General features: G+C 66.6%; 31 protein-coding genes. 8 read left to right on the top strand and 23 right to left on the bottom strand.

Annotated elements, in window-relative coordinates:
* Positions 1 to 71: 71 nt before the first annotated feature.
* A complete protein-coding gene (locus F1735_RS04570; protein WP_167235824.1) occupies positions 72 to 485 on the bottom strand; it encodes a TetR/AcrR family transcriptional regulator in 414 nt (137 codons plus the stop codon).
* Positions 486 to 566: 81 nt separating this feature from the next.
* Between F1735_RS04570 and F1735_RS04565 the strand changes: the two genes are divergently transcribed.
* Positions 567 to 1406: an inositol monophosphatase family protein gene (locus F1735_RS04565; RefSeq protein ID WP_167235823.1), complete on the top strand. Its 840-nt coding sequence runs from the start codon at positions 567 to 569 to the stop codon at positions 1404 to 1406.
* Positions 1403 to 2020: an NAD(P)-dependent oxidoreductase gene (locus F1735_RS04560; RefSeq protein ID WP_167235822.1), complete on the top strand. Its 618-nt coding sequence runs from the start codon at positions 1403 to 1405 to the stop codon at positions 2018 to 2020. Before F1735_RS04565 ends, F1735_RS04560 begins: the two co-directional genes overlap by 4 nt.
* A gap of 21 nt (positions 2021 to 2041) precedes the next feature.
* Here the strand turns inward: F1735_RS04560 and F1735_RS04555 are convergent, their stop codons facing one another.
* Both F1735_RS04555 and F1735_RS04550 read right to left on the bottom strand, forming a co-directional pair.
* Positions 2042 to 3238 carry an acetate/propionate family kinase gene (locus F1735_RS04555; protein ID WP_167235821.1) on the bottom strand — a complete coding sequence of 399 codons (1197 nt, stop codon included), beginning with the start codon at positions 3236 to 3238 and terminating at the stop codon, positions 2042 to 2044.
* Complete coding sequence (locus F1735_RS04550) at positions 3238 to 4188, bottom strand: phosphate acetyltransferase (RefSeq protein WP_167235820.1); 951 nt, start codon at positions 4186 to 4188, stop codon at positions 3238 to 3240. Before F1735_RS04550 ends, F1735_RS04555 begins: the two co-directional genes overlap by 1 nt.
* Before the next feature lie 85 nt (positions 4189 to 4273).
* Here F1735_RS04550 and F1735_RS04545 point away from each other — a divergent pair, with 85 nt between their 5' ends.
* The 4 genes from F1735_RS04545 to moaD all read left to right on the top strand — a co-directional run bounded on the left by F1735_RS04545 (position 4274) and on the right by moaD (position 8016).
* Positions 4274 to 4879, top strand: a complete 606-nt coding sequence (locus F1735_RS04545; RefSeq protein ID WP_167235819.1) for a hypothetical protein — start codon at positions 4274 to 4276, stop codon at positions 4877 to 4879.
* Positions 4880 to 5015: 136 nt separating this feature from the next.
* A complete protein-coding gene (gene thrC, locus F1735_RS04540; protein WP_167235818.1) occupies positions 5016 to 6491 on the top strand; it encodes a threonine synthase in 1476 nt (491 codons plus the stop codon).
* Positions 6492 to 6495: 4 nt separating this feature from the next.
* A complete protein-coding gene (locus F1735_RS04535; RefSeq protein WP_167235817.1) occupies positions 6496 to 7752 on the top strand; it encodes a molybdopterin molybdotransferase MoeA in 1257 nt (418 codons plus the stop codon).
* A gap of 6 nt (positions 7753 to 7758) precedes the next feature.
* Positions 7759 to 8016, top strand: coding sequence for a molybdopterin converting factor subunit 1 (gene moaD / locus F1735_RS04530; protein ID WP_166896587.1), 258 nt, complete (start codon positions 7759 to 7761; stop codon positions 8014 to 8016).
* Between the two features lie 5 nt (positions 8017 to 8021).
* On the opposite strand, the gene F1735_RS04525 is transcribed toward moaD, so the two are convergent.
* The 10 genes from F1735_RS04525 to dctP are packed head-to-tail and all read right to left on the bottom strand — an operon-like array spanning position 8022 to position 16965.
* A complete protein-coding gene (locus F1735_RS04525) occupies positions 8022 to 8918 on the bottom strand; it encodes an ACP S-malonyltransferase (RefSeq protein ID WP_167235816.1) in 897 nt (298 codons plus the stop codon).
* Positions 8915 to 9775, bottom strand: a complete 861-nt coding sequence (mdcB, locus tag F1735_RS04520) for a triphosphoribosyl-dephospho-CoA synthase MdcB (protein ID WP_229505625.1) — start codon at positions 9773 to 9775, stop codon at positions 8915 to 8917. The genes F1735_RS04525 and mdcB overlap by 4 nt, the downstream gene beginning before the upstream one ends.
* On the bottom strand, positions 9775 to 10425 hold the full coding sequence (mdcG, locus tag F1735_RS04515; RefSeq protein ID WP_167235814.1) for a malonate decarboxylase holo-[acyl-carrier-protein] synthase: 651 nt from the start codon (positions 10423 to 10425) through the stop codon (positions 9775 to 9777). Before mdcG ends, mdcB begins: the two co-directional genes overlap by 1 nt.
* Positions 10409 to 11125: a biotin-independent malonate decarboxylase subunit gamma gene (gene mdcE / locus F1735_RS04510; RefSeq protein ID WP_167235813.1), complete on the bottom strand. Its 717-nt coding sequence runs from the start codon at positions 11123 to 11125 to the stop codon at positions 10409 to 10411. Before mdcE ends, mdcG begins: the two co-directional genes overlap by 17 nt.
* Positions 11125 to 12033: a biotin-independent malonate decarboxylase subunit beta gene (locus F1735_RS04505; protein WP_167235812.1), complete on the bottom strand. Its 909-nt coding sequence runs from the start codon at positions 12031 to 12033 to the stop codon at positions 11125 to 11127. The genes mdcE and F1735_RS04505 overlap by 1 nt, the downstream gene beginning before the upstream one ends.
* Positions 12030 to 12344: a malonate decarboxylase acyl carrier protein gene (gene mdcC, locus F1735_RS04500; protein ID WP_167235811.1), complete on the bottom strand. Its 315-nt coding sequence runs from the start codon at positions 12342 to 12344 to the stop codon at positions 12030 to 12032. Before mdcC ends, F1735_RS04505 begins: the two co-directional genes overlap by 4 nt.
* Positions 12345 to 12359: 15 nt before the next feature.
* The gene (mdcA, locus tag F1735_RS04495) at positions 12360 to 14027 is read right to left on the bottom strand and encodes a malonate decarboxylase subunit alpha (RefSeq protein ID WP_167235810.1); all 1668 of its coding nucleotides are present in this window, start codon (positions 14025 to 14027) and stop codon (positions 12360 to 12362) included.
* On the bottom strand, positions 14028 to 15377 hold the full coding sequence (locus F1735_RS04490; protein ID WP_167235809.1) for a TRAP transporter large permease: 1350 nt from the start codon (positions 15375 to 15377) through the stop codon (positions 14028 to 14030).
* Positions 15374 to 15952, bottom strand: a complete 579-nt coding sequence (locus tag F1735_RS04485) for a TRAP transporter small permease (RefSeq protein ID WP_373888470.1) — start codon at positions 15950 to 15952, stop codon at positions 15374 to 15376. Before F1735_RS04485 ends, F1735_RS04490 begins: the two co-directional genes overlap by 4 nt.
* Complete coding sequence (gene dctP / locus F1735_RS04480; protein WP_167235807.1) at positions 15949 to 16965, bottom strand: TRAP transporter substrate-binding protein DctP; 1017 nt, start codon at positions 16963 to 16965, stop codon at positions 15949 to 15951. The genes F1735_RS04485 and dctP overlap by 4 nt, the downstream gene beginning before the upstream one ends.
* 187 nt (positions 16966 to 17152) lie before the next feature.
* Here dctP and F1735_RS04475 point away from each other — a divergent pair, with 187 nt between their 5' ends.
* Positions 17153 to 17866, top strand: coding sequence for a GntR family transcriptional regulator (locus F1735_RS04475; RefSeq protein ID WP_167235806.1), 714 nt, complete (start codon positions 17153 to 17155; stop codon positions 17864 to 17866).
* Between the two features lie 98 nt (positions 17867 to 17964).
* Here F1735_RS04475 and F1735_RS04470 read toward each other — a convergent pair whose 3' ends face one another.
* From F1735_RS04470 to F1735_RS04450, 5 genes are all read right to left on the bottom strand, one after another.
* On the bottom strand, positions 17965 to 18717 hold the full coding sequence (locus F1735_RS04470) for a tetratricopeptide repeat protein (RefSeq protein WP_167235805.1): 753 nt from the start codon (positions 18715 to 18717) through the stop codon (positions 17965 to 17967).
* Positions 18718 to 18865: 148 nt separating this feature from the next.
* A complete protein-coding gene (locus F1735_RS04465; RefSeq protein WP_167235804.1) occupies positions 18866 to 19792 on the bottom strand; it encodes a hypothetical protein in 927 nt (308 codons plus the stop codon).
* A gap of 116 nt (positions 19793 to 19908) precedes the next feature.
* The gene (locus F1735_RS04460; RefSeq protein WP_167235803.1) at positions 19909 to 20838 is read right to left on the bottom strand and encodes an alpha/beta fold hydrolase; all 930 of its coding nucleotides are present in this window, start codon (positions 20836 to 20838) and stop codon (positions 19909 to 19911) included.
* Positions 20835 to 21038, bottom strand: a complete 204-nt coding sequence (locus F1735_RS04455) for a helix-turn-helix transcriptional regulator (protein ID WP_167235802.1) — start codon at positions 21036 to 21038, stop codon at positions 20835 to 20837. Before F1735_RS04455 ends, F1735_RS04460 begins: the two co-directional genes overlap by 4 nt.
* The gene (locus tag F1735_RS04450; RefSeq protein WP_167235801.1) at positions 21035 to 21421 is read right to left on the bottom strand and encodes a hypothetical protein; all 387 of its coding nucleotides are present in this window, start codon (positions 21419 to 21421) and stop codon (positions 21035 to 21037) included. Before F1735_RS04450 ends, F1735_RS04455 begins: the two co-directional genes overlap by 4 nt.
* 137 nt (positions 21422 to 21558) lie before the next feature.
* On the opposite strand from F1735_RS04450, the gene F1735_RS04445 reads away from it, so the two are divergent.
* Positions 21559 to 22797, top strand: a complete 1239-nt coding sequence (locus tag F1735_RS04445) for a TIGR03862 family flavoprotein (protein ID WP_167235800.1) — start codon at positions 21559 to 21561, stop codon at positions 22795 to 22797.
* On the opposite strand, the gene F1735_RS04440 is transcribed toward F1735_RS04445, so the two are convergent.
* From F1735_RS04440 to hpnD, 5 genes are all read right to left on the bottom strand, one after another.
* Positions 22784 to 23590: a head GIN domain-containing protein gene (locus tag F1735_RS04440; RefSeq protein WP_167235799.1), complete on the bottom strand. Its 807-nt coding sequence runs from the start codon at positions 23588 to 23590 to the stop codon at positions 22784 to 22786. The genes F1735_RS04445 and F1735_RS04440 overlap by 14 nt on opposite strands.
* A gap of 19 nt (positions 23591 to 23609) precedes the next feature.
* Positions 23610 to 24539, bottom strand: a complete 930-nt coding sequence (locus F1735_RS04435; RefSeq protein ID WP_167235798.1) for a DUF1700 domain-containing protein — start codon at positions 24537 to 24539, stop codon at positions 23610 to 23612.
* An 18-nt stretch (positions 24540 to 24557) separates the two neighbouring features.
* Positions 24558 to 24695, bottom strand: coding sequence for a hypothetical protein (locus F1735_RS04430; RefSeq protein ID WP_167235797.1), 138 nt, complete (start codon positions 24693 to 24695; stop codon positions 24558 to 24560).
* A 124-nt stretch (positions 24696 to 24819) separates the two neighbouring features.
* Positions 24820 to 26148, bottom strand: a complete 1329-nt coding sequence (gene hpnE / locus F1735_RS04425; RefSeq protein ID WP_167235796.1) for a hydroxysqualene dehydroxylase HpnE — start codon at positions 26146 to 26148, stop codon at positions 24820 to 24822.
* Positions 26141 to 26974, bottom strand: a complete 834-nt coding sequence (gene hpnD / locus F1735_RS04420) for a presqualene diphosphate synthase HpnD (protein WP_167235795.1) — start codon at positions 26972 to 26974, stop codon at positions 26141 to 26143. The genes hpnE and hpnD overlap by 8 nt, the downstream gene beginning before the upstream one ends.
* Positions 26975 to 26995 lie beyond the last annotated feature (21 nt).

The raw sequence follows: 26995 nt of genomic DNA, 5'->3' as shown, positions 1-26995 counted from the left end.
CTTAGGAAACCGAAGACTCCCCCAATAGGAGCATTTGTTCAAGTTCCTTGCGGGGGTCACCCCATCGCCCATCACGCTACGTGATCAAAATGGCGCCGAAACCCATCAGGTTGAGTGACCATACTCAGTTGCGGCCGGCGCAGCTGGTAGCGGATGCCGATCTCGACCAACTCGCGCAGCGAGCGCCGCTGATCCTGTCCCTGCAAGGCCTCGCTCGCCTCGCGCACCAGCTCCAGCGATTCGCGTTCGATCAGGGCGATCGTCACCGCATCCTTGGTCGGAAAATACTGGTACAGCGAACCGATGCTCACGCCGGCGCGGGCGGCGATGGCGTTTGTTGTATATCCATCAAGTCCGTGCTGCTCCAGAATGTGAGCTGCCCCTTCCAGGATGACGCCGACGGTATGGGCGGCCCTGGCCTGGGACGGGGCTTTCCTTGGCGCCAGGCGGCGCACGGTCGCCTTCTTCGATTGCGAGTTGTTCATGGGAGTGCATGCTCATATCATTTCCGGGTCCAGTCAAGCGCAATTTCCGAGACGCCTGACGCAAGCAAGGAAGATGCACCCATGAACCATCCTGAACAAGTTTCCATCCCCACCGCCGACGACCAGGCGCTGTTGCTCCAAACCGTGGCCGCGGTGCAGGCGGCCGGCCACGCCGTCAAGGCGCTGTTCGACCCGGCCGCGCGTCCGCAGACCATGCAGGAGATCGCATCGACCATCGCGGCCAACGATAGCGCGTCGATGGCCATTCTGCGCCAGGCCCTGTCGCAAGCGCATCCCGGCGCCCGCTGGGACGACGACGAGGAAGGACGCGGCCCCTTGCCCGACGGCGAATGGTGGGTATGCGACCCGGTCGAAGGCGCCATCCACCATATCCACGGTTCGCCGCACTGGTGCGTGACGGCGACCTTGGTGCGCGACAATGCGCCGGTCCTGGGCGCGATTTACCTGCCGCTGACCGGCGACATTTACAGCGCGCTGGCGGGCGGCGGCGCCTGGCGCAACGACACGCGCTTGCACGCGTCGTCCAAGACCGATCTGCGCGCCGCCATGGTGGGCACCGGCCAGGCGGCGCCGGGCGAGGGGGCCGGTACGCACCGGCGTATCGGCCAGTCGGTCACGGCGATGCTGGAAGCGGCGCTGGTGGTGCGGGTGTCGGTGCCGTCGAGCATGCAGCTGATCGCCGTCGCCGCCGGCCATCAAGACTTGTTCTGGCAGTTCAGCCAGGTGCGTTCGGGCCTGTTTGCGGGCGCCTTGCTCGTGGCCGAAGCGGGCGGCCGGGTGAGCGGTCTGCGCGGCGAAGCGTGGCATCCGGACAGCGGCGGCATCCTGGCGGGCGCGCCGGCGCTGGGCGCGGCGGCGCTGGCGGTCCTGGCGCGCATCGACGCCGGTGCCGGCCAATGAAGCTGGCTATTTTTGGCGCCAGCGGCGGCGTTGGCCGGCATCTCGTCGAGCAGGCGCTGCAAGCCGGTCATGAGATCAAGGCGCTGCTGCGCAGTGCCAGCGCCCTCTCGATCGCGCATCCGCGCTTGCACATCGTGGTCGGCAGCTTTGCGCAGCCGGACGGGGTGACCGAGGTGGTGCAGGGTGCCGATGCCGTCATCAGCGTGCTCGGTGTGCGCAAGGGCGACACGTCTCCGGTCTGCACCGACGGCATGCGCGGTATCGTGCAGGCGATGAACGCGGCCGGCGCGCGCCGGCTGATCGCGTTGAGCGCCTACGGGGCGTCGGAAACCCGGAACGCCTCGCTGTTCATTCGCTTCGTGCGCCGCATTATCGCCGCCAAAATGCGCGACAAGGACAGCATGGAGGCGCTGATACGCGCCAGTGCGCTCGACTGGACCCTGGTGCGGCCCGCAGTCCTCAGCAACGGCGAGCAGCATGGCCATTGCCGCGCCGGGACCAGTCTCAGGCCGGGTCTTGCGGGACGGCTCGCGCGCGCCGACCTGGCCGCTTTCCTGCTACGCGAAGCAGTGGAAGGAAGCTTCATGGGCGAGGCGGTGGTGGTGGCGCAGTAAACCAGGCGGCCAAGCCCGCCGTCAGGCCGCTTGCAGCAGCGCCAGCGTATGGCGTGCGATCATCAGCTCCTCGTTGGCCGGCACCACCCACACGGCCACCTTGCTGCTTGGGGCGCTGATGCAGGCGACCTCGCGCGGATTGGCGGCGTTGGCGGCCGCATCGAGCGCCACGCCGAGCCAGGCGGCGTCGCGGCACACCGCTGCACGCAAGGCCACGCTGTTTTCGCCGATCCCGCCGGAGAACACCAGCGCATCGAGTCCACCCAGCGACGCCGCCAGCGAACCGAGTTCGCGGCCGATGCGGTACACCAGCAGGTCGATCGCCAGGCGCGCCGTTGGCGCGTCGCTCTGTTCCAGCACGCGCATGTCGGACGAGATGCCGGACACGCCCAGCAGCCCCGATTGCTGATACAGCAGCTTCTGCACGGCGGCCACGTCCCAGCCCAGTTCTTCGATCAGGTACAGCACCACGCCCGGGTCGAGCGTGCCGCAGCGGGTGCCCATCGGCAGCCCGTCGACGGCGGTAAAGCCCATGGTGCTGGCCATGCTGCGTCCGGCCGCCATGGCGCACATGCTGGCGCCGTTGCCCAGGTGCGCAGCGACCACCCTGGCGCCGGCCAGGCGCGCATCGGCCTGGGGCAGGCGGCTGGCGATGTATTCGTACGACAGGCCATGAAAGCCATAGCGCCGGATGCCCAGGCCGGTAATGGCGGCCGGCAGCGCGAACGCTTGCGCCAGCGCCGGCTGGGCGGTGTGAAAGGCGGTGTCGAAGCAGCCGGTTTGCGGCACGCCCGGCGCCATCGCGCGCATGGCGCGCACGGCCGCCAGGTTGTGCGGCAGGTGCAGGGGCGCCAGCGGCACCAGTTTGTCCAGCGCGGCGAGCACCTTGTCGTCGAGCGCTTGCGGACCGCTGTAGTGCATGCCGCCATGGACGATGCGGTGGCCAACGGCGGCAATCCGGTGGCCTTGCAGGCGCTGTTCCACAAAATCGATCAGATGGCGCATGCCGGCCGCATGGTCCAGTGGCGCATCGCTCCATGCCAGTTCGCCGAGCGTGGCGCCCTTGGCGTCCTTCGCGATGAAACGGGTCGGCCCGCTGTACAGATTGTCGATGCTGCCCTTGAGCAGCAAGTCGAGCGTGGGACCGGTAAACAGGGTGAACTTGATGCTCGACGAGCCGGCGTTGATGACGACGATGCAGTCGTTCGGCGCGCCCATCACAGGCCCAGGGTCTTGACGCCGGTCAGGCGGCTTTGGGCGACGAGCACCGCCACCGCGCACGAGGCCAGGCGCGCGGCCAGGGAATCGGCACGGCTGGTCAGCACCAGCGGCACGCGCGCGCCGAGCACGATGCCGGCCGCCGCCGCATTGGCCATGAAGCTGAGGCTCTTGGCCAGCATGTTGCCGGCTTCAAGGTCGGGAGCGACCAAAATATTCGCCCGTCCGGCCACCGGCGAGACCAGGTCCTTGATCGCCGCCGCTTCCGGGTCGATGGCGTTGTCCATGGCCAGCGGGCCGTCGACCAGGGCGCCGGTGATCTGGCCACGGTCGGCCATCTTGCACAGGGCCGCGGCGTCGATGGTGGACGGCATCTTGGCGTTTACGGTTTCCACCGCCGCCAGGATCGCCACCCGCACTTCCGGGAAACGCAGGATGTGCGCCAGGTCGATCGCGTTTTGCACGATGTCGACCTTGTCGGACAAGGTGGGAATGATATTGACGGCGGCATCGGTAATGATCAGCGGCTCGTCGCGGCCCGGCACGTCCATCACGAAGCAGTGGCTCAGGCGGCGCGCGGTGCGCAGGCCGGTATCGGCGGCCACCACGGCGCCCATCAGTTCGTCGGTATGCAGGCTGCCCTTCATCAGGATGGCGGCGCTGCCGTCGCGCACCAGTTCGACGGCGCGCCTGGCCGATGCATGGCTGTGCTCGGTGTCGTGGAGCGGCAGGGCGGAGATGTCCAGGTCGGCTTCGGCGGCGGCGCGTTCGATGCGCGCGCGCGGGCCGACCAGGATCGGCGTGATCAGGCCGAGGCGCACGGCATGCAGCGCCGCTTCGAGGGCGTGCCGGTCGCACGGGTGCGCCAGCGCGACGGTCACGGGGCCGGCCGCGCGCGCCAGGTCGATCAAACGGTCAAAGTACGGATGTGGCACGGATGAGACGGTCATGGTTTCTCCCAGATTGAGCGCGCGATCATAGCAGTAAAACAATGACAGCCTTTTCCGCTTGCATGCGGCCGTGTAAAATCGGCGCATGACGACACTTTGCGGATCTATCGACACCGGTTCAGCGCCTGATGATCCGGATCAGACGCTTTGCTGGCAAGCGCTGGGCATCGCACCGACCACCGATTTTGCCGCGATCGAGCGTGCCTACGCCGCGCAGGCGGACCTGCCCACGTATTCGCGCGACCTGGTCGGCGCCATCAGGCTGCGACGCCTTTACCAGGACGCGCTGGCTGCGGCTGATCGGGCTCGCCCGGGCGGCGAGACGTTCAAGTCCGCCGATCTGTCCAGGCGCATTCTCTCGACCTGGAAGCAGGGTGGCGACCAGGCGCTGCTGGCCGCCTGGCCGGCCATTCTTGACACGCTCGACAAGCTGCACAGGGACGACTGGATGTACGCGTCGAAGGCGCTGGCCCACGTCGTTCTGGGGAACCGGGCCTTGCCGCTTCGTTTCGTAGACGCGCTGCGGCGGCATTTTGTCTGGGCCGGCATCCAAGGACGCTGGCTCTGCCTGTCAATCGAAGATACCGAGGAATTGCGGCAGCGCATGATCCAGGTCATACGCGAGGTCAGTGCGCTCGACGCCATGACCGGCCTGGCCATGCGCGATCAGTCGGCAGCCGCCCGGCTCTGAGGCGAAGCCGGCGTGTTTGCCGTCAAAAGACGGAAATGTGCGCCGATTTCGCATGCGATGGCGCAGCGAACTATAATAAACGTCCGATCGCATTGTTCTGCTCCCCGCTGTCAGCCAAAACGGACCTACCAACTCTATGCACTACGTGTCTACCCGCGCCGCCAAGGCCACCGCTTCGCAAGCTCCCCAACAATTCTCCGACATCCTGCTGGGCGGCCTCGCGCCCGACGGCGGCCTGTACCTGCCGGCCGAGTATCCGCAGGTGAGCGGCGCCGAACTCGATGCCTGGCGCAAGCTGTCGTACGCCGACCTGGCGTTCGAGATCCTGAAAAAGTTCGCGACCGATATCCCGGAAGCGGACCTGAAAAAGCTCACCAAGAAGACCTACACGGCCGATGTGTACCGCAACGTGCGCAAGGGCGAAAAAAGCGCCGACATCACGCCGCTGCGCATCCTCGAACAACAGGGCGACAAAACGCTGATCCTGCAGGCGCTGTCGAACGGCCCGACCCTGGCCTTCAAGGACATGGCGATGCAGTTGCTGGGCAACCTGTTCGAATATACCCTGGCCAAGGACGGCGCGGAGCTCAATATCTTCGGCGCGACCTCGGGCGACACCGGCAGCGCGGCCGAATACGCCATGCGCGGCAAGAAGGGCATCCGCGTGTTCATGCTCTCGCCGCACAAGAAGATGAGCGCCTTCCAGAGCGCGCAGATGTTCAGCCTGCAGGACCCGAACATCTTCAACATCGCCGTCGAAGGCGTGTTCGACGATTGCCAGGACCTGGTCAAGGCGGTTTCCAACGACCTGCCGTTCAAGGCCAGGCAAAAAATCGGCACCGTCAACTCGATCAACTGGGCGCGCGTGGTGGCCCAGGTGGTGTACTACTTCCGCGGCTACCTGGCGGCCACCACCGAGAACACCCAAAAAGTCTCGTTCACGGTCCCGTCGGGGAACTTCGGCAATATCTGCGCCGGCCACATCGCCCGCATGATGGGCCTGCCGATCGACCGCCTGGTGGCCGCCACCAATGAAAACGACGTCCTTGACGAATTTTTCCGCACAGGCGTGTACCGCGTGCGCAAGTCGGCCGAAACGTACCACACCAGCAGCCCGTCGATGGACATTTCCAAGGCGTCCAACTTCGAGCGCTTTATCTACGACCTGGTAGGGCGCGACGCCGAGCGCGTGCGCGCGCTGTTCCACAAGGTCGACACCGAGGGCGGTTTTGACCTGTCGGGCAAGCCGGGCAGCGACGGCGACGAATTCAAGCTGGTGTCGAACTACGGCTTCTCGTCGGGTAAATCGACCCACAAGGACCGCCTCGACACCATTCGCGACGTGGCCGACGACTTCGACATCACCATCGACACCCACACCGCCGACGGCATCAAGGTGGCGCGCCAGTACATGGCGCCGGGCGTGCCGATGATCGTGCTTGAAACCGCGCTGGCGGCCAAGTTCAACGAAACCATCCTCGACGCGCTGGGCGTGGACGCCGAGCGTCCGCCGGGATTCGACGATATCGAATCGCTGCCGCAGAAGTTCGTCGTCTTGCCGGCGGACGTGGCGCAGATGCAGGCTTACATCGCCGCCAACACGGGTCTGTAACAGCATGGCAAACGAATCACCCAAGAGCCGCGCGCCGATGCTGTCGGTGCGCGAGGCGCTCGACTTCCTGCAGGGCGCGGCGCGCCCCGTACACGAAACGCAAATCGTGCAGACCCTGGGCGCCAACGGCCGCGTGCTGGCCGCCTCCCAGGTCTCGACCATCGACGTACCGTCCGCCGACAACACGCAAATGGACGGTTACGCCGTGCGCGCCGCCGATTGCGCCGGCGGCACGGCCACCTTGACGGTCACCCAGCGCATCCCGGCCGGCACGGTGGGCAAACCGCTGGAAGCCGGCACTGCGGCGCGCATCTTCACCGGCGCCATGATCCCGCAAGGGGCGGACGCGGTCGTGATGCAGGAACAGTGCGAAGCCGGGCTTGATAACACGGTGACCATCATGCACGCGCCGCAGGCGGGCGAATGGATTCGCCGCGCCGGCGAGGATATTGAAGCGGGCGGCCTTATCCTGGCCGCCGGCACCCGATTGCGCAGCCAGGAACTTGGGCTGGCCGCCTCGGTCGGCCTGGCCAACCTGCCGGTGTACCGCCGCTTGCGGGTGGCGGTGTTTTTCACCGGCGACGAGCTGACCATGCCGGGCGAAGCGCCGGGCGGGCAACTGGCGCCGGGCGCCATCTACAATTCGAACCGCTTTACCCTGCGCGCGCTGCTGGAGAACCTGGGCTGCGCGATTTCCGACTTCGGCATCGTGCCCGATACCCTGGAAGCGACCCGCGAGACCTTGCGCAACGCCGCGCGCCAGAACGACTTGATCATCACCTCGGGCGGCGTGTCGGTCGGCGAGGAAGACCATATCAAGCCGGCGGTGGAAGCCGAAGGGCGACTGAACATGTGGCAGATCGCCGTCAAGCCGGGCAAACCGCTGGCCTTCGGCGAAGTCGATCGCGATGGCGGATCGGCCTTCTTCCTCGGCTTGCCCGGCAATCCGGTGTCGAGTTTCGTCACGTTTTTGCTGTTCGTGCGGCCGTTCATCCTGCGCTTGCAGGGCGTCGCCGGCAGCGTCGAGCCGCGCGCGTACGCCATGCGCGCCGATTTCGACTGGCCCAAGGCCGACCGCCGCAACGAGTTCCTGCGCGTGCGCATCAACGACGCCGGCGGGCTCGATCTGTTCCCCAACCAGAGTTCGGGCGTGCTCACGTCCACCGTCTGGGGCGACGGCCTGCTCGACAAGCCTGCCGGCCAGGCCATCAAGGTGGGCGACATCGTGCGCTTCATCCCATTTAGCGAGTTACTGCATTAGGCATCGATGAACATTACACTGCGTTTTTTCGCCAGCGTGCGCGAAGCACTTGGCTCGTCCCAGGAAACCGTTACCCTTCCGGCGGGGATCGACACGGTCGGCCAGGTGCGCCGCCACCTGATGGAGCGCGGCGAGAAGTGGGAGCAGGCCCTGTCGGAGCAGCGCGCCCTGCGCATGGCTTGCAACCAGGTCATGTGCGGTCCCGACCAGGTGGTGGAAGAGGGCGCCGAAGTGGCGTTCTTCCCGCCCGTGACGGGCGGCTGAAGCGCCTATTCCTGACGCCCGACCCAGGCGGCCACGCCGTCGATGCTGCGAAAATCCGCCACCGAGCGGCAGGCAATGCGCGGATGGCGCGCCTGCATCATGCGCGCCAGGGCCGACCCCGGCCCCAGTTCCAGCGCCACCGTGACGCCGGCTTCCGCCGCCGCGTCCATGCAGTCGCTCCAGCGGATCGTTTGCACCAGCTGGCGCGATAATTCATCCGCAGCCTGCGTTTTTGTGTGCAGCGCCAGCGCGCTCACGCCGCCGAGCACCGGGCACGCCGGCGTGGCGAAGCGCAGCGCTTGCAGGGCCGCGTCGAAAGCCGGGCGCGCCGGCGCCATCAGCGACGTATGCGACGCCAGCGCGACCGGCAGGCGCTGGAGCTTGGCGCCGTCGGCGGCCGCCGCAGCGCCCAGCGCTGCAAGATCGCTCGCCAGCCCGCCGGCGATGCAGGCATCGTAGCCGTTGACGATCGCGATGTCGTAGCCGTAGTCCGCAAGCAGTGCGGCGGCCTGGTCGATCGGCACGCAGCTGATGGCGACCAGCGCCTGCTCTGGCCCGGCACGGGCCGCATCGTCCATCGCCGTCGCCCGTACCCGGCTTAGCGCAATGGCGTCGAGCGGCGCCAGCGCGCCGGCCACCGACCATGCCGCCACTTCACCGATGCTGTAACCGGCGGCCAGCATTGGCGCGGGCAGGTGCGCGCGCAGCGCTTCCCACAGCGCCAGCGCGGCAGCGACGATCGATGGCTGGGCCACCGCGTTATCGAACAGCGTGGCGCTATCCATGCGAAGGCCGGCCTGGTCGAGCAGGGCGGCGGCGGCCGGGTCGGTGCGGGCCAGGTCGAACATGCCCGCGTGCTGGCCGCCCTGGCCCGAACACATGATGAACAGACCTTGCGTCATCGTTCGTGCTCCACGGTCAGCGCATGCACGAAGCAGCTTGCCGCCAGCAGGTCGGCCGCGCCGCCCGGCGACAGCTTGCGTTCGACAAAAGCGTGGTGGATCGCCAGCGCGTGCGCCTGCCATCCGCTCGACGCGGTGCCGCCGGCATGGCGGAAGGCGCTCGCCTGGATGCGGACAAAGGCCGCGCCCTGCGGCCCGCCCCGATGAACCACATTCGTGTCGCTGACGTGCGTCATCAGCGCGAACAGCGCGTCGATGCGGGCGTGCTCCAGATTGCGCCCCTCCTTCAGCGTACGCCGCAAGGCCCCCAGGCCCGTGCGGAAGACCGACGGCAAGCCGCTGGCCGCTTCGTGGCGCGCGCCTTTGGCGCCGTGCTTTGCGGCGACCGCCAGTCCGTTCGTCCGCTGGTCGATCGCTGTCGTATGGCCGCCCAACTCCTTGCCCCATCCCGCCAGCAGGTGCGCTTGCAGCGCGGCCGCCGTCAGGTCGGCGCCGTGGGCGTACGCCCGTCCGGCGGCGGCGCACAGCAAACCAAGGCTGAAAATGGCGCCGCGATGGGTGTTGACGCCGCCGGTGGCGCGCAGCATGCGCTGCTCGGCGTCGATGCCGAGCCGCTTGAGCGTGGCAAACGGCGCGCCGTCGCTGCCGGCCCGGCAAATATGGCGGAAGTAATGACGCAGCGAGAACAGGCTGCGCATGAAGGTGGCGGCGTTCATGTCGGTGTGGCTGCCGTTATCGACCATCGACACCAGCCCTGGTTTGGGATACAGCGCCAGTTCGGCGTACAGGCTGGCGATGGCCAGCCGTGCCACGTGCCGGGTGAGCCGGCGCGTATCGACAAGAATCGATGTGTCCATCATGCGAGCAGTTCCCGCAGCGACGCCCTCGTCGCCAAACGCACGCTGCCGGCATCCTTGACCAGTACCCGGGCGTCCGCGCCCGCAGCCGCGGCGTCGCGCCATTCCTTCCACGCGACGGCGGCGCCGCCGGGAAAGACGATTTCGCCGTCGAGCGGAAGGTGATGCGCGTGTCCTTGCAGCAGCTGCATGCCGGCGTCGAGTTCGTGCAGGCTGGCAGGCGTGAACAAGAGGTCGAGGTCGGAAGAGTCGGTCAGGTAGGTCAGGCTTGTCACGGCTTGCAGGGCCAGCGAGCCGTAGGCGCGCAGCGTGATGCTGCCGGCATCGGCCAGCAGCGCCGCCAGTGGCGCGGCCCAGCGCGACGGCGCCGCTGAAGCTGCGGCGCGCAGCGTCAGCGCATGTTCAACGCGCGCAACGGACTGCGCATCGACCTGCAAAGCGATGCGCAGCTTGCGGCCCGCCTCCGGCGGCGGCGCCAGGCCGAGGCATACCGCGCCGGCTGGGGCGTCGGGCGTGCGGCGCGTGACGATCAGCGGCCAGTCATGCCGGCGCCATTGTTCCAGCGCCGGCGCATGTGCCGGCGGCGCGCCTTCGAGCGCGGCGGCCCAGCCGGCGTCGCTCAACCACGCCTGGTCATGGCGCGAGTACATTCGACCCTGCGACGATGGCGGCGATGACCGGCTGTGCCAACTTGCGCCCGCCGCGTTCCAGCCCGCGCGCGCTGCGCACGTCGGTGGGGCCGGCGTCACTGAACGCCTTGGCCAGGCTCGCGGCCAGGTCGCCGTCCCAGATCGCCTCGATGCCGCCCATGCGGGCATAGTTTTCCGGCCCCGGCGCAAATACCGGATTCGACGCCGCCAGTTCGGTGAGCCGTTCTTCCGGCACCTTGGTGATGCGCGCCATCGCCGGCAAGCCCATGACGCGGATGGTGGCGTCGGGCAGGGCGTAGCAGGCGTCGGCCATCATGCCGCTGGTGATAAACCCGCCCGACAGCGCCTGGTCGTACACCAGGCCGACGATCTTGTGGCCGGAGCGGCGCGCCAGGTCCACGCATTTGCCCAGGTGCGCCATGAAACTGTTGATGCCCAACATTTCGTCGCGGTGGCGCAGGCGCTGGCCCTGCGTGTCGACCATGATCAGGATCGGCCGGCCCGGATGCTCGCGCACCGTCTCCAGCACGAAGCGCGCCTGCGCCAGCGCGATCTCGACCCCGATCGGGGCGTGCCCGGTGGTGCCGACCACCGCAATGTCGGCGCCGGCGACACGCGCGCCGCCGCTCAGGAAATTGTCGCTCTCCGTGATCGCATGGCCTTCGGGGAACAGCTGTGCGGCCAGTTCATTCCAGTTCATCATGCAGCTCCCCGTGTGTAGCGTGCCGCGAGGGCGGAAAAGGCCTCGGCCTCCATCATCGGCACGGCGGCCGGGTCGGGAATGCCCAGTTCGCGCCAGGCGTCGAGCGGGTCGGCGCAGCCGCCGAAGCGCGTAATGCGCTCGCCGAGCAGCGCCTGTTCGGCTTCGAGCGCGGCCAGGCTCAGTTCCACGCCGGCGGCCGAACTGTGCGCGATGGCGGCGATGGCGGCATCGCGGAAGGCCTGCACCGTGTCGGGCACGATGGCCTGGCAGTCGCCCATCAGGTAGCGGTGCTTGCCGCCGGTGGTGCGCCAGACCAGTGCGCGGTCGCGCGAATCGAATTCTTCGACGCCGGAGGCGGTTTCGATCACTTCGGGGCCGGACATGGCCAGCCGGCCTTCTTCCGACATCACCACCGCGTTGGCGCAGCGCGCCACAATGCCCATGCCGCCGAAGCAGCCGTTCGAGCCGCCCACCAGGGCTACCACCGGAATGCCGGCGGCGCGCGCGTCGAGCAGGGCGCGCATGACTTCGGACACGGCGATCAGGCCGGCGTTGGCCTCATGCAGGCGCACGCCGCCGCTTTCCAACAGCAGCACCACGGCGGCGGCGCTCTCGCGCACCGCGCGGCGCAACAGGCCGGTGAGCTTGGCGCCGTGGACTTCGCCGACGGCACCGCCCATGAAGCCACCTTCCTGCGCGGCGCAAAATACCGGCTGGCCTTTCAACTGCGCGCGGCCCACGGCCACGCCGTCGTCAAAGGCGACCGGGGCGTCGAGCTGCCCCAGGTGCGGGCTGACCACGCGCGCCGAGGGCGGCAGGAATTCTTCAAAGCTGCCTTCGTCGAACAGGCGCGCCAGGCGTTCGCGCGCGGTCAGTTCAATGTAGCTGGTGACTGCGCTACTCATGCTTGTTCTCCCAGCATCGTTTGCACCGCCTGGTCCAGCCGCAGGCTCACCACGGCGGGCGTGGCGCCCATGTCGTTGATGTCGATGCGCGCGTCCATCAGTTGCCAGCGCTCGTGAAAGTCGCGCATCACCGCTTCCCAGGTGGCGCCAAAGCCGGCGGCGGCGGTCTTGATGGCGATGGTGCAGGCGCCGTTCAGCGGCGCCGATTCGATCAGCACTTCCAGGTTGCCCGAGCCGACCACGCCAACCACCTGCGCTTGCGCCGGCAGCACGCGGCTGCCATGTTCGAAGCGATATTCGAGCGTTTCCATTTGATTCTCCAGTCTTTACCAGTTGCGGAAGCGCTTCGGCGGGTTGTACAAACCGCCCGAGGCGCGCACCAGGTCTTTCATGTTCCTGGCGGCGAGCAGGTCGCGCGTGGCGAGCCGCTTGTCGACGCCGATATCTTCCGCGCGGGCGATAATGCCCCGGTCGCGCAGGTTTTCCACCATGCGCCGGTCGCGCCCCATGCCCACCGGCGTGTAGCCGGCCACGCCGCGAATGGCTTGCTCGCGTTCCTCGTCGCTGCGGCACAGCAGCAGGTTGGCGATGCCTTCCTCGGTCAGGATGTGGGTCACGTCGTCGCCGTAGATCATCACCGGCGGGATCGCCATGCCGGCTTGCTCGGCCAGGTCCCAGGCATCGAGCTTGTTCACAAACGCCGGCTGCATGTGCTCGCGGAAGGTCTCGACGATCTGCACCACCAGCTTCTGGCCGCGCGGGATGGTGTTGCGGCCCTCGCGCGCCTGCTGGCCGGCTTTCAGCCACGCCGGGCTGGCATGGCGCCGTCCGCGCGCGTCCGCGCCCATGTTCGGCGCGCCGCCGAAGCCGGCGATGCGCCCTTGCGTCGCGGTCGAGGAGTTACCCTGCAAGTCGATCTGCAGGGTCGAGCCGATGAACATGTCGCAGGCATAGTGGCCGGCGGCCTGGCACAGGGCGCGGTTGCTGCGCATGCTGCCGTCCGGCCCCGTGAAGAACACGTCGGGGCGCGCGCGAATGTAGTCTTCCATGCCCAGTTCGGAGCCGAACGAATACACCGATTCGACAAAGCCCGATTCGATTGCGGGAATCAGGGCCGGATGGGGATTGAGCGCCCAGTGGCGCGCAATTTTTCCTTTGAGGCCCAATGACTCGCCGTAGGTCGGCAGCAGCAGTTCGATGGCCGCCGTGTCGAAGCCGATGCCGTGGTTCAGGCGCTCGACCTGGTACGGCGCGTAGATGCCCCTGATGGCCATCATCGCCATCAGCACCTGGATCTCGGAGATCTGGGCCGGGTCGCGCGTAAACAGCGGTTCTATATAGTAGGGCCGTGGCGACTGCACCACGAAGTCGACCCAGTCAGCGGGAATGTCCACGCGCGGCAGGGTGTCCATGATGCGGTTCACCTGTACGATCACGATGCCGTTCTTGAAGGCCGTCGCTTCGGCAATCGGCGGCGTGTCTTCGGTATTCGGGCCGGTGTACAGGTTGCCGTGGCGGTCGGCCGCTTCGGCCGCGATCAGGCACACGCGCGGCGTGAGGTCGATGAAGTAACGGCTGAACAGCTCAAGATAGGTATGGATCGCCCCGATCTTGAGCTTGCCGGCGGCGAGCAGCTTGGCCACGCGCGCCGCCTGCGGCCCGGAAAACGAAAAATCGAGGCGGTCGGCCACGCCGCGCTCGAATACGTCGAGGTGCTGCGGCAGGGCCAGCACCGATTGCAGCATATGCAGGCCGTGTACGCGCGCCGGGTCGAGCTGGGCCAGCGCCTGCCCCAAAAAATCGGCCTGCTTCTGGTTGTTCCCCTCCAGGCACACGCGGTCGCCCCGTTCGATCACGGCATACAGCAGTTCCGGCAGCAGCGCCGCCGGCAAGGCTTTGCCGTCGAGGGCACCGCCAAGCGAGGCGCCGGCGCGTGCCAGGCGTTCGGCGCGGTTGGTTTGCAGCGTGTTCCACTTCGCTGGCGATGCACTCATCTATTTCACTCCCATCATCATGTCAGGCAGGCCGGTCGCGATCGAAGGGAAAAGGCACAGCAGCACCACCGCAACGAACATCAAGCCGAGGAAGGGCATCACGCCCCGGATCACATCCTTGAGCGGAATATCGGGCGCGATGTTCTTGATCACGAAGATATTCAAGCCCACCGGCGGGTGGATCAGTCCCATTTCCATCACCACGGTCATCACGATACCAAACCAGATCAGGTCGAAGCCGGCTTCTTTCAGCGGCGGCAGGATGATCGGCGCGGTCATCAGGATGATCGATACCGGCGGCAGGAAGAAGCCGAACACCACCACCATCAGCAAGATCACCGACAGCAGCACCCAGCGCGACAGGTGCATGTCCACCACCCACTGCGCGGCCGACTGGCTGATATGCAGGTAGCTCATGACGTACGAATACAGCAGCGACATCCCGATGATCAACAGCAGCATGGTCGACTCCTTGATGGTCGACGACAGGATCGGCATGAGCTGCTTCGGGCGCCACACATTGTAGACCACCGCGATCAGCACCAGCGCCAGCAGGGCGCCGAGGCCGGCCGTCTCGGACGGGGTGGCGTAGCCGCCGTAGAGCGCCACCATCACGCCGATCAGCAGGACGATAAAGGGTAGCACGCGCGGCAGCATTTCGACTTTTTCGCGCAGGGTGAAATGCTCGGTGTCGAGGTAGGGCGACTTGTCGCCGCCGGCTTCATAGATCGCCTTGGCGATGGCGTACTCCTTGCGCGCGCGGAAAACCGCATAGCCGGCGAACAGGGCGACGAGCAGGAGGCCGGGGCCGATCCCGGCCAGGAACAGGCGCCCGAGCGACTGTTCCGACGCCACCGCGTACAGGATCATGGTGATCGACGGCGGCAGCAAAATGCCCAAGGTGCCGCCGGCGGCGATGATGCCGGCCGCGAAACCGGGCGAGTAGCCGCGCTTGCGCATTTCGGGAATGCCGGCCGAGCCGATGGCCGAGCAGGTCGCCGGCGACGAACCGGCCATCGCCGCGAACAGCGCGCAGGCAAACACGTTGGCGATACCGAGGCCGCCGGGGATCTTGTGCAGCCAGGTGTGAATGGCCGAATACAGGTCCTTGCCGGCCGGTGACTTGCCGATCGCCGCGCCCTTGAGGATGAACAGCGGGATCGACAGCAGGGTGATGGACGCCATTTCTTCATACACGTTCTGGGTCACCGTGTCGAGCGACGACGACGGCATGAAGAAGAACATGAAGGAAATTGCCACCACCCCGAGGGCGAAGGCGATCGGCATGCCGGAGCACATGACGATCAGGGTGACGACGCCGTACAGGGCGCCGAGGGTCAGGTCGGTCATGGAGCGCTCCGCTGGTCGGCTGGTTTGTTGGCGGGTTTATTGGTAAGGTGGGCCAGGACCTGGACCAGGATTTGCAGCGTCAGGAGCGACATCCCGAGCGCCATCATGCCGTACGGGATCCACAGCGGCGGCGCGAACGTCGACGAGGTGGTCTGGCCGTCGACCCAGGCTTCATGAAACAGGGTCCACGACTTCCACGAAAAGAAGGCGCAGAACAGGCATGACATCACGTCCACCAGGAACAGGCGCACCGCGTTGACCTTCGGCGGCAGCAAGCTTGCCAGCGCCTCGATGCCGATATGGCCGCGCAGCGACTGTACGTAAGCGGTGCAGAAGAAGGTCACGCCAACGAGCATGAACACCGCCGCTTCATCCTGCCAGTCGGTGGGCAGCTTGAAGAAGTAGCGCGACACCACCGAATACGTCAGCACCAGCGCGGTGATGACGAGGGCCGCCATCGACAGCATGAGCAGCATGGCGTTGACCCGGTCGAGCGCGCGCGAGATGGCCGCCAGGACCGGGTGGTCCGGCACCGCCGGCCCTTTGGCCGGCGCCAGTTCGAAGCCGTGGCTCACAAGGTCTTCTCGGCCAGTGCCAGCAGCTTGGCGCAGTTGGCGTTCTTCTCGCGATAGTCGGTCCACGCGGTGGTGCGCGCAATGGCCTGCCATTTCTTGACGATGGTCGCGTTCAGGTCGACCACCTTGGCGCCGGCTTTCTGGTACACGGCGGCGACGGCCGCATCGTCGGCCTGGGCCGAGGTGCGCGCGAAGGTTTCCAGTTCGCCGCCGACCGCCATCAGGAGCGCCTGCTGTTCCTTGCTCAAGCGGTCAAAAATCGCCTTGGACATCATCAGCGGCTCGAACATGAACCAGTACGCGCCGCCGCGACCGGTGGTCAGCGCTTTCGATACTTCCTCCAGGCGGAACGAGATCAGCGAGGTCGACGAGGTCAGCGCCGCATCCATCGCGCCGGTCTGCATGGCGGCGTAGATTTCATTCGACGGCAAGGTGACGACGGCGGCGCCGGCGGCCTTGAGGATCAGGTCCATCTCGCGCGAGCCGCCGCGCACCTTCATGCCGCGCACGTCTTCCGGCTCCACGATCGGCTTGCTGCGCGAGGCCACGCCGCCCGCCTGCCAGATCCAGCTCAGGACCACGATGCCCTTTTCGGCCAGGATGCGCGCCAGTTCCTTGCCCACTTCGGCGTTCTTCCAGCTGTAACCCTGCTCGTAGGTGGTGACCAGGCCGGGCATGAGGCCGATGTTCACTTCCGGGACTTCGCCGCCGGCGTACGACAGCGGCACCAGCGACAGGTCGAGCGCGCCCTTGCGCATGGCCGAGAACTGCGAATTGGTCTTCATCAGGGAGGAACCCGGATAGATCGAGAACTTGAGCGTACCCTTGCTGCGCTTTTCCACTTCGGCCGCGAACATCCGGCACAGGCGGTCGCGGAAGTCGCCTTCGCTGATCGTGCCACCGGGGAACTGGTGCGAGATTTTCAGGCTGGTCGTCTGGGCCCAGGCATTGTGCATCCAGAGTGGGCTCGAGGCGAGCGCGGCAAGCACGGTTCTGCGGGTCATTACGGTCATACATCCTCCAAGATGATGGAAACTGCGCGGGTGGCACTAAGGTCGAAGGACGACGCGGCACACGCATGTATTTGGCTTGTGCAAACGTCGTTTCTTGGTATACAGTAATATTTCTAAAAATGCCTTGTCAAGTTCTATCGTGCTTTTATAATGAAATCTTGTATACAATCGGTGACAGTCAATACACATGAGTAGCCGTTCCGTAATACTTCGAGAGAAGATTGAAGAGCTGATTGCGGTCGGCGCACTGGCGCCCGGCCAGCATCTGGACGAGACCGAACTGGCCGCGCGCTTCGGCGTGTCGCGCACGCCGGTCCGCGAAACGCTGATCCAGTTGGCGTCGATGGGATTGGTGGTGATCCGCCCGCGGCGCGGCGCGGTGGTGGCCGAACTGGGGCCGCACCAGCTGGTGGAGATGTTCGAAGTGATGTCGGAGCTGGAGGCGACCTGCAGCCGGCTGGCGGCGCGCCGCATGACGGCGGCCGACCATGTCCGGCTGCTGGCGGCGCACCTGGCGTGCCGCGAGGCGCGCGACGCCAGCGACCCGGACGCGTACTACTACCAGAACGAAGCCTTCCACGAAGCCATCTACGCGGGCAGCCATAACCAGTTCCTGCTGGAGCAGACGCGCAACCTGTACCGCCGCCTGCGCCCTTACCGGCGCTTGCAGCTGCGCGTGCGCGACCGGGTCGCGGCTTCGTACGAGGAACATGATGGCCTGGTGCAGGCGATTTTGGCGGGCGATGGCGACAAGGCCGAACAGCTCACCCGCAGCCACGTGATGATCCAGGGCCAGCGCTTCGCCGACCTGATGGTGTCGCTGCCGCAACTGGCGGCGGGCGAGTTGCTGGAGCCGGGCGCGGCGGACGGCACGCGGCGCGCCGGCGCCCCGGTCCCTTAGAAACATGGCGCCCTGGCTCGACGCCGCCTTGATCGCAGAAGGGAGATGCCCGTGTCGGACCGATTTTTCCTTGCGCGCTTTGCCTGCGTGTACCGGACTTACTGTCGATGCGTCTTGAGTGCCGCGTCCAGCCTTTTGAACGCATCGGCGTGAAGTGAACGGGTGTGTTTGTTCATATGCTTGCGCAGGTGGTCCAGTTCGCGATACTGCGCGTCGGCCAGCAATGGTTCCTTGTGTTCCAGTGCCCAGACGACATACTCAACCCTTGCCTCCACGCCGGGAAAGCGCTCGACGAGATGCGCAAATTCTTCAGCCGCTTCCTTTTTCTGGCCCGCCCTGGCATATGCCTGCGCCAACAGCAAACCCAGTTTGTCCTGGCGGAAAGCGGGATGGGTGGCGCGCAGCGTCGTCAACATGCGCACCGCCTCGGCAGCCTGGGAGTTGGCCAGCAATGCCTGCGCCGCGCCGAAGCGAATGTCGGGGTCGCCCGCGAAGGGGCCTTGCAGGCACGCTTCATATTGCCGCGCCGCCTCGGCGACCATGCCTGCCTCCAGCATGGCGCTGGCGAGCCGGGTCTGATTGTGGGCCGTTGGCGTGAGCTCGAACGCATCGCGGGCATCGCGTACGGCGCGTCCAGGGTCTAAGGTGCTGAGCACGCTGCGACCGGCGCGGGTCAGGGTGTGATCGAGCCGTGAATGCGGCAAGTAGATGGCGAAGAAATACACCACGCTACCGAGCAAAGGGAAGGAGAACAGGATAAGCAGCCAGTACAGCTCGCGGCGTGAACGAACGACATGGACCGCGAAGTACAGCGCAACCAGGATATGCAAACCGACACCAAGAATGGGCATAAGCGCTCCACTTATCGTTATTGTAAGAGTTATATTTTATCAAGTAATCAAACTGTACGCAATCGGAAGGATTTCCCGTGTGCCTGCCCATTCGACCGCGACTGCCGCTGAAAGTTCCTGTCGCTTGCGGCGGGCGACGCAGGGTGCGCTACGCCGGCAGCTTGTGCCAGCTGCCGACGATATCGGCCACCAGCTTTTTCACGTGCAGGCTGCGGGGATAGGCGTCGGCGTAGCCGCTGGCGCGCCGCACCGCGCCGGCGAACGGAGCGCGCCGGCCAACCCGCGCCATCAGCTCCTTGCCTTCGGGCGTGCCGAGGTAGGCGATCAGTTTGCGCGGGTCGAGCTCCGGGTCGTCCAGGTGCGCCATGACCGTCACTTCATATGGCTGGCGGCTGACCCATTGCTCGGTCAGGGCGCTGGCGTGCAGCCAGCCGGCGTAGCGGATCGCGTCCACGTAGCCAAAACTGTCGGCGTTGCGCGGGAAGTCGATGCGGGTGCGCCGCAGCAGTTCGCCGATGGCCTGGCGCGTTTCGGGCAGCATCGGGTCGAGCAGCTCGCTGCCGAAGCCCATGATCATCACGTCCACGCCATAGCGCGATTGTTCGGCGGCGATCAGCTGCACGTAGCGCAACTGCTGTTCGCGCGGCGCAAAGCGCAGGGCGCGCGCCAGTTCGCCGGCGATTTCTTCGCTTTCCATCAGGCCGGCGCGCTTGGCGCGCAGCAGGATCTCGATGGTGTCGTCGGCGCCCACGGCTTGCGCCAGCGGATAGATGGCGCTGCGCGCGATGCGCCGGCTGGGCGAGGCGGCCAGCGTGCGCAGCTCTCCCATGATGATGTCGTTCATGCCGGAGGCATTGCTGCGCGAGTACAGGCTGCCGAGCAGGCGGACCTGGTCGATCTTGTGCTCTTCCGACCGGGCCGCGTGCAGGGCGGCGCGCACGCGCTTGACGTTGGCCGCGGTGGGGTCCAGGCGCACGGTGGCGCCGGCGCGGACGGTGGCCGATGGTGCGGCGGCGGGCGCCGCCAGCGCGGTGAAGGATGCGCAAATCGCCAGAATGGCCAGTGTACGTTTCATGTGGTCTCCAGGGTTGAAACAGCGGGAACCAGCAGTGTGCAATGCCATTCTTGATAATTGTCAAAGCTGCATCGCGTAGCAAAAAACGCCACCGCGCGTAGCAGCCGGACGCACGATTACAGGTTTTTCAGGAAGCGGGCGATGGCCTCGTGTACCTGTTCCGGCTGGTCGATCATGGCGAAGTGCCGGGCCGGCGCCACCATGACCACCTGCGCTGCCGGCGCCGCCTCGATCAGCGAGGCGTAGTAGGCCTTCTTGGTCTCTTCGGTCAGCTCGTGGGCGCTGGCGTCGGCATCGAAGTACGGCGCGATCAGGAGCACCGGCGCGCTGATCTTCGGCAGCGCCGGGCGCAGGTCCATGGCGAACGTTTCGGCCATATACTGCAGCACCGCGCCCGGATCGCTGCGCGCACTGAGCTTGGCCAGTTCGTCGGCGCGCGCCATGTCCATCACGCCGATGCCGCGCATGTAGTCCTGCTGTTGCGCGGCGAACGCGCGCTGGTCGCCCGGCATCATGCGGCGCGCCAGTTGCTGCGCCATCTGCTCGCGCTGGCGCGGCGCCAGGTCTTCGGCGCCGGGGAATACCGGCAAGCCGTCGATGCTGATCACGGCGCCGATATCTTGCGGGCGCTGCGCCGCCAGCGAGAAGGCCAGCACGCCGCCCAGGCTGTGCCCGACCAGCACCGGCTTGACCAGTTTGCGCGTATCGATCAGTTGCGCCAGCGCGCGCTGGGCCGCTTCCATCTGCTTGCCCGGCGCCGGCGCGCGGCCGTCGAAGCCGGGCAGGGTGACGATGTACACGCTGTACTGGCCCATGAAGCGGCGCGCCGTGCCTTGCCAGGCCCAGGACCCGCTGGCCAGGCCCGGAATCAGGATCAGGGCGCGCTTGCCCTTGCCGTGCCGTTCGACCTGTACCGCGCCGATGTCGAAGCGTTCGGCCGGAACCAAGGTGGCGGCGAAGCGGTTGCTTGTTGGCGGCGGCGCCTCGGCGGCGAAGGCCGGCGCGCTGGCCGCGAGGGTCAAGGCGATGACAAAACGGGCAATCATGGTGTCTCCTGGTCGGGATGGAAAATCGATTCGAGCGGCTGCGCGAACAGCCGGGCGATGGCAAACGCCAGCGGCAGGCTCGGGTCGTAGCGCCCGGTCTCGATGGCGTTGACGGTCTGGCGCGATACCTTCAGCAGGTCGGCCAGGTGCGCCTGGCTCCAGCCTTGCCGCGCGCGCAGTTCGCGGATGGTGTTGTTCATCGCTTGGTGATCTTGCGCACCAGGCCGATCAGGAGCCAGCTGACGGCCATGACCGGCCACACCACGAACATCGACACGCGCGGAAAGCCCGCCAGCTCCAGGAAGCCGTAGCTGAAGGTCAGGCTGGCCGTGATGGCGGCGGCAAGCGCGATGTTTTGCAGCGTTAGCAGGCGTACGAATTCGTCCACGCGGCGCATCTGGCGCACGATCGCCCACACGGCCAGCGCCACGCCGATCACGGGAATGGCCAGGATCAGCGTGCGCGCTGGCCCGTTGGGCAAGTCCTTGCCGAACACGATCGACAAGGTCAGCAGCAACCAATAGACGCCAATGGCGCCGAACAGCTCGCGCAGGTAGCGCCGCCCGATGACTTTTTCATGCATGTTTGCCTCCTTGGTTGTCAAGCATGCTTTACATGGTAGGCAGCATTGCGCACGATGTCAAGCAAGCTTTACATCTATTTTCAGCCTCCCGAAGTCGACTACAATGCGGGTCGTCCAACCGCCGCACCGAGAATGCCATGCCCGAAACTCCTACCCAAGCCCGCGTCGCCGTCATCGGCGGCGGTCCGGCCGGCCTGATGGCCGCCGAAGTGTTGAGCCAGGGCGGGGTGGCGGTCGACCTGTACGACGCCATGCCGTCGGTCGGGCGCAAATTCCTGTTGGCGGGCAAGGGCGGAATGAATATCACGCATGCGGAGCCGGCCCTTGCATTCGGCCAGCGCTATGGCGCGCGCGCCGGCCAGGTGGCGCCGTGGCTGGCGCTGTTCGATGCCAAGGCCGTGCGCGACTGGATTCACGGTCTTGGCGTGGACACCTTCGTGGGCACGTCCGGGCGCGTGTTCCCGACCGATATGAAGGCCGCGCCCCTGCTGCGCGCCTGGCTGCACCGCTTGCGCGAGGGCGGGGTGCAATTTCACATGCGCCATCGCTGGCTGGGCTGGAACGGCGCCGCGCTGCGCTTCGCCACCCCGGACGGCGAGTGCCAGGCGACGTTCGACGCGGTGATCCTGGCGCTGGGCGGCGCGAGCTGGGCGCGCCTGGGGTCGGACGGCGCCTGGGTGCCGCTCTTGCAAGAGCGCGCGGTGCCGGTGGCGCCGCTGGCGCCGTCGAACTGCGGTTTCGACACCGACTGGAGCGCGCATTTCAGCAGCCGCCATGCGGGCGCGCCGCTCACCACCGTGGCCGTCACCGCGCTCGGCGCCGATGGCGGCCCGTACAAGCGCCAGGGCCAGTTCGTCATCACCGCCGGCGGGGTCGAAGGCAGTTTGATTTACGCCTTGTCGGCCGGCCTGCGCGAGCAGATCGCCGCCGACGGCAGCGCCACCATCTGGCTCGACCTGGCGCCCGACTTCAGCGTTGACAAGGTGTTCGATGAAGTGACGCGCCCGCGCGGGTCGCGCTCGATGTCGAGCCATCTGCAAAGCCGGCTGGGGATCAAGGGCGTCAAGTCGGGATTGCTGCGCGAATGCCTGTCGGCGGCCGAATTCGGCGACCCGGCGCGCCTGGCGCAGGCGCTGAAAATGCTGCCCGTGGTGCTCAAACGCGCGCGCCCGATCGACGAGGCGATCAGCAGCGCCGGCGGGGTGCGCTTCGATGCGCTCGACGCCAAGGCCATGCTGCGCGCCGTGCCGGGCGTGTTCGCCGCCGGCGAAATGATCGACTGGGAGGCGCCTACCGGCGGCTACCTGCTCACCGCCTGCTTCGCCAGCGGGCGCGCCGCCGGCCTCGGCGCCCTGAACTGGCTCACTCGAAACTGACGTCGCCCGAGCCGTTGCGGTTGATGTTGCGCTCGTCCGGATTGCCATGCACGCTGATGTCGCCGCTGCCGCGCAGGTTGACCGAGGCGCTTTTGCGGGCCTGCACGATGGCGCTGCCGGAACCCATCAGGTCGATGGTGACCGCATCCGCGCTCAGGTGCTCGGCGTCCAGGTCGCCCGAACCCATCTGCGACACCTTGAACGCTTTCGCCGCGCCCACCACCGTCATGCTGCCCGAACCGACCACGCTGACATCGACCTTGTCGCTGCTGCCGCCGTTCAGTTCAATGTCGCCGCTGCCTTGCAGTTCGGCTTCCACTTCACGGTAGCGGCCGTTGAACTTGACGTTGCCGGAGCCGTGCAATTGCAGTTCCAGCTTGTCGCCGTTAAAGCCGTTGACGGTGCTGTCGCCGCTGCCCCGGATCTGCAGGGTCTCGAGCGCGGGCAGCACCAGCACCACTTGCAGCGGCTGTTTATGGTGCAGCAGCATGCCCTTGGTATCGATATGCAGCTTGCCCCCTTCGCTGACCGTCTCCACATTGCCCAGCAGGCGTTGTTCGCCGCGCACCGTCAGCGACGGCAGCGCGCCCTGGCGCAGGGTCATGTCGATCGGGCCGCCGAGGGTGATGCTGGTGATGTTGGCGGCCACGGCGCGCGTTTCGCTGGCGACCATGCGGCCTTCGGGATTGCTCGGGCGGCTTGTACCCTGGGCGCGCAGCATGCCGTAGAACAGGCCGATCAGCACGAACGCGAGGAGCAGCAGGCCGAAGCCGACTTTGAGTAGTGAGCGCATCAGATTCTCCGGTTCGGATTCAGTTGCCCTTGAGCAGGGACACATTCATGTCGACATAGCGCCGGATGCCGATCAGCGTGTATTTCGTAATGACCAGGCACAGCAGGAAGATGACGATTCCGGCCAGCACGATGCCGAGGCCGAAAAAGGTCTGGGTGGTGCGCGATCCGGGTTCGAGTTCGGTGGTGATGCGCACGCCGCGCCCGGCCGCTTCTTCGGCGCGGCGCACCACGCTGCGTTTCTTGAGGTGCGCGCCGCCAGCTTCCGAACCCCTTGCCGCCGCTTCCTTGGCGACCGAGCGCACCGCGTCGCCGGCCTCGCGCGCCACGCTGGCCGCTTCCCCGCTGCTGGCGATGGCTTTTTCGACCACGTCGCCGGCGTCGAGAATGGCGGCCTCGGCCTTGGCCTGGTCGTCGTGCTCCTTGCTGACGCGCTCCTGGTGAAATTGCACGCCTTCCTCGCCGATGGAAACGATCGCCTGCAGCTTGTCGCGGTCTTCATCGGACGCGTTGCTGAGGATGATCTCGCGGAAGGGCCCGTCGAGCACCAGTTCGTTGGCGCCCGACAGGCCGCTGGCGGTAATGGCGATGCCGGCCACGTAAAACGTCAGTCCGGCCGCGTACAGGATCGCCAGGAAGGCTGCGTACACCAGCGCCGGCACCACCATGAACAGGTTGAAAATGCCCAGGCCGACGATCGACACCAGCAGGCGCAGCAGGTTGGCGGGGTTTTTCTTTTGCTCGAAAGAATGCATGTGCATGCTGGCGCGCAGGGTCATGGCGATCTTTTTCGGCTCGTCCAGTTCGGCGGCCACGTCTTCTTCGGTGCGGCCGGCGGCCACGCCGTCGACGAAGCGCTGTTCATAATAGGCCAGGGTCTTGGCCTGGGTGTCGGCGGAAATGCCCGCCATGGCGCGCCGCAGCGCGTCGAGATAGTCGAGTTTGCCCATGATGATCGCCTGGTTGGATCAGGAGTGGCTCAGCGCCACGCCCGAATGGAAAATCTGCACGTCGCCATCAAGCAGGTGCGGCATGACGATCATAAAGGTACTCGCGGCAACAAAAGCCAGTAAAGCGAGTGCGCGCAGTCCGAGTGCGATGTTCATGTGCTGTCCGTGTAAAAAACCTGTTTCGATGGTGCTACTGTACGAAAACCGACAGTTCAGCTCCAGCGGAATGCGACAGGCTGCACTTTGAGCGCCGTCAACGACCGAATCGGGGGACAGTCGTTCATTTGCTCTTGCTTGTGAGCAGGCGGGCGGCGGCCACGCCGCTGCGCACGGCCGACTCGATGGTGGCCGGATAGTCGCTGGCGGTGTAGTCGCCGGCCAGGGCCAGGCGCGCCAGGCCGGTGGCGTTGGCCGGGCGCGCCAGGCCGGGCGTGCAGGCGAAGGTCGCGCGTTTTTCGCTGATCACCTGGACCCAGTCGGGCCGCGCCAGTTGCGGGCGTTTCAGCACGGCGGCCAGTTGGCCGGCAACGGCCTGGGCCAGCGCTTCGCGTCCCAGTGCCGAGGCTGCGCCCGAGGCGCTGATGACCACGGACAACATGCCGGCCTGGGCCGGGTCGAGCTGGCCGCGATCGAACACGAACTGGCCCCAGTGGCCGCTGGCGGCGTTGTCGCGCAGGGCGTAGAAGGGCAGTTCCAGGCGCGTGGCGGCAGGATACTGCAAATAGCAGGTGGTGATCGGCTCGTACTCGAAGTGCCCGAGCGCCGCCGCTAATTCGGGCGCGCCGGCTTGTTCCAGCAAGATGGCGGCCCCCGGCGGCGGCGTGGCGATGACCACGGCGTCGAACGGCTCGCCGTCGCCAAGCAGCCAGCCGCCCTTGTTCGCTGCGAGCGAGGCGACCTTGGCGCCGGCGCGTACGCTGCCGCCCCGGCTTTCGACGAAGGCGGCGGCGGCCAGCGGGAACAGCGCGCTCAGGTCCAGGCGCGGCAGCAACATGTCGGAACTGGCGCGGGCGGCGCCCAGGCTGTCGCGCAGCACGGCCAGAAACACCTGGGCCGAGGCGCGCTCGGGCGCGGTGTTGAGCGCGGCCAGGCACAGCGGCCGCCACATCAGTTCGATCAGGCGGTCGGTCTGGTCGTAGCGTTCCAGCAGTTCGCTGACGCTGCAGTCGGTGTGCAGGCGCCAGTCCATCCAGCGCGCGGTCGAGGAAAAGCGCGCCAGCGCCATCTTGTCGGCAAACTCCAGGCCGTCGGCGCGCAGCAGGGCGAGCGCCAGGTGCAAGGGCGCCGGCAGGCGCGGGGCCACAAAATCCATGCCGCCGCTGCCCTTGGGGTAGCGCATCTGCAAGGGCAGACGCAGCATGGCGGCGCCCGTGTCGATGCCCACCACGCGCATCAGGCGCAGCGATTCCTTGTAGGCGCCCAGCAAGATATGCTGGCCGTTATCGAGCTGACGGCCCTGGACCTCGACCGCGCGCGCCCGTCCGCCGAGGGTGCGGGCCGCTTCGGACAAGCTGACCTTGCAGCCGGCGCGGGCCAGTTCGACCGCCGCGCTGCAACCGGCCCAGCCGGCGCCGATGACGGCGACTGTGAGGGCAGCGGCGTCAGCCACGGATGTAGGTCTTCCACGCCAGCCAGAGTTTGCGCAGCGGCGTGAGCGAGATGCGCTGGCTCAAGACATGGAAATTGTCGCGCTCGATCTCGTCGAGCACGGTGCGGTAGATGGCCGCCATCATCAGGCCGGGACGCTGGGCGCGCCGGTCTTCCTTGGGCAGCAGGGCGAACGCTTCGTCGTAGACCTTTTGCGCGCGCTCGGTCTGGAAGCGCATCAGGTTTTCGAACTTGTCGCTGTGGCGGGCGTTGAGCAAGTCGGCCGCCGTCACGCCGAACTGTTGCAATTCGTTCACGGGCAGGTAAATCCGGCCCTTGCGCGCGTCTTCGCCCACGTCGCGGATGATATTGGTCAGCTGGAACGCCAGGCCCAGCTGTTCTGCGTATTCCAGGGTCTTCGGATTGCTCACGCCGAAAATGCTGGCCGACAAGATGCCGACCACGCTGGCCACGTGCCAGCAGTAGCGCTTCATGGCGGTGTAGTCGAGGTAGCGGGTCTGGTCGAGGTCCATTTCCATGCCGTCGACGATGGCCTGCATGTGCTGTTCCTGCAAGTTATAGACCGTCAGGTGCGGCTGCAAGGCGAGCGTGACCGGGTGCGTGGGCGCGCCGGCGTACATGGTGGCCAGTTCGGTGCGCCACCAGGCCAGCTTGATGCGCGCGATCGACTGGTCGGTGCATTCGTCGACCGTGTCGTCCACCTCGCGGCAAAAGGCGTACAGCGCGGTGATCGCGCGGCGCCGCTCCGGTGGCAGGAACAGGAAGCTGTAATAGAAGCTGGAGCCGCTCTGGACGGTCTTTTGTTGGCAGTATTCGTCAGGAGACATGGTCAAAAGTGCAAGGGTGCG

Origin of the sequence: Massilia genomosp. 1, from assembly GCF_011682185.1 — a bacterium.
Taxonomy (GTDB): domain Bacteria; phylum Pseudomonadota; class Gammaproteobacteria; order Burkholderiales; family Burkholderiaceae_D; genus Telluria_A; species Telluria_A rubra.
Note: the sequence above shows the minus strand (reverse complement) of the source record. Positions and strands in the feature narration are given on the sequence as shown.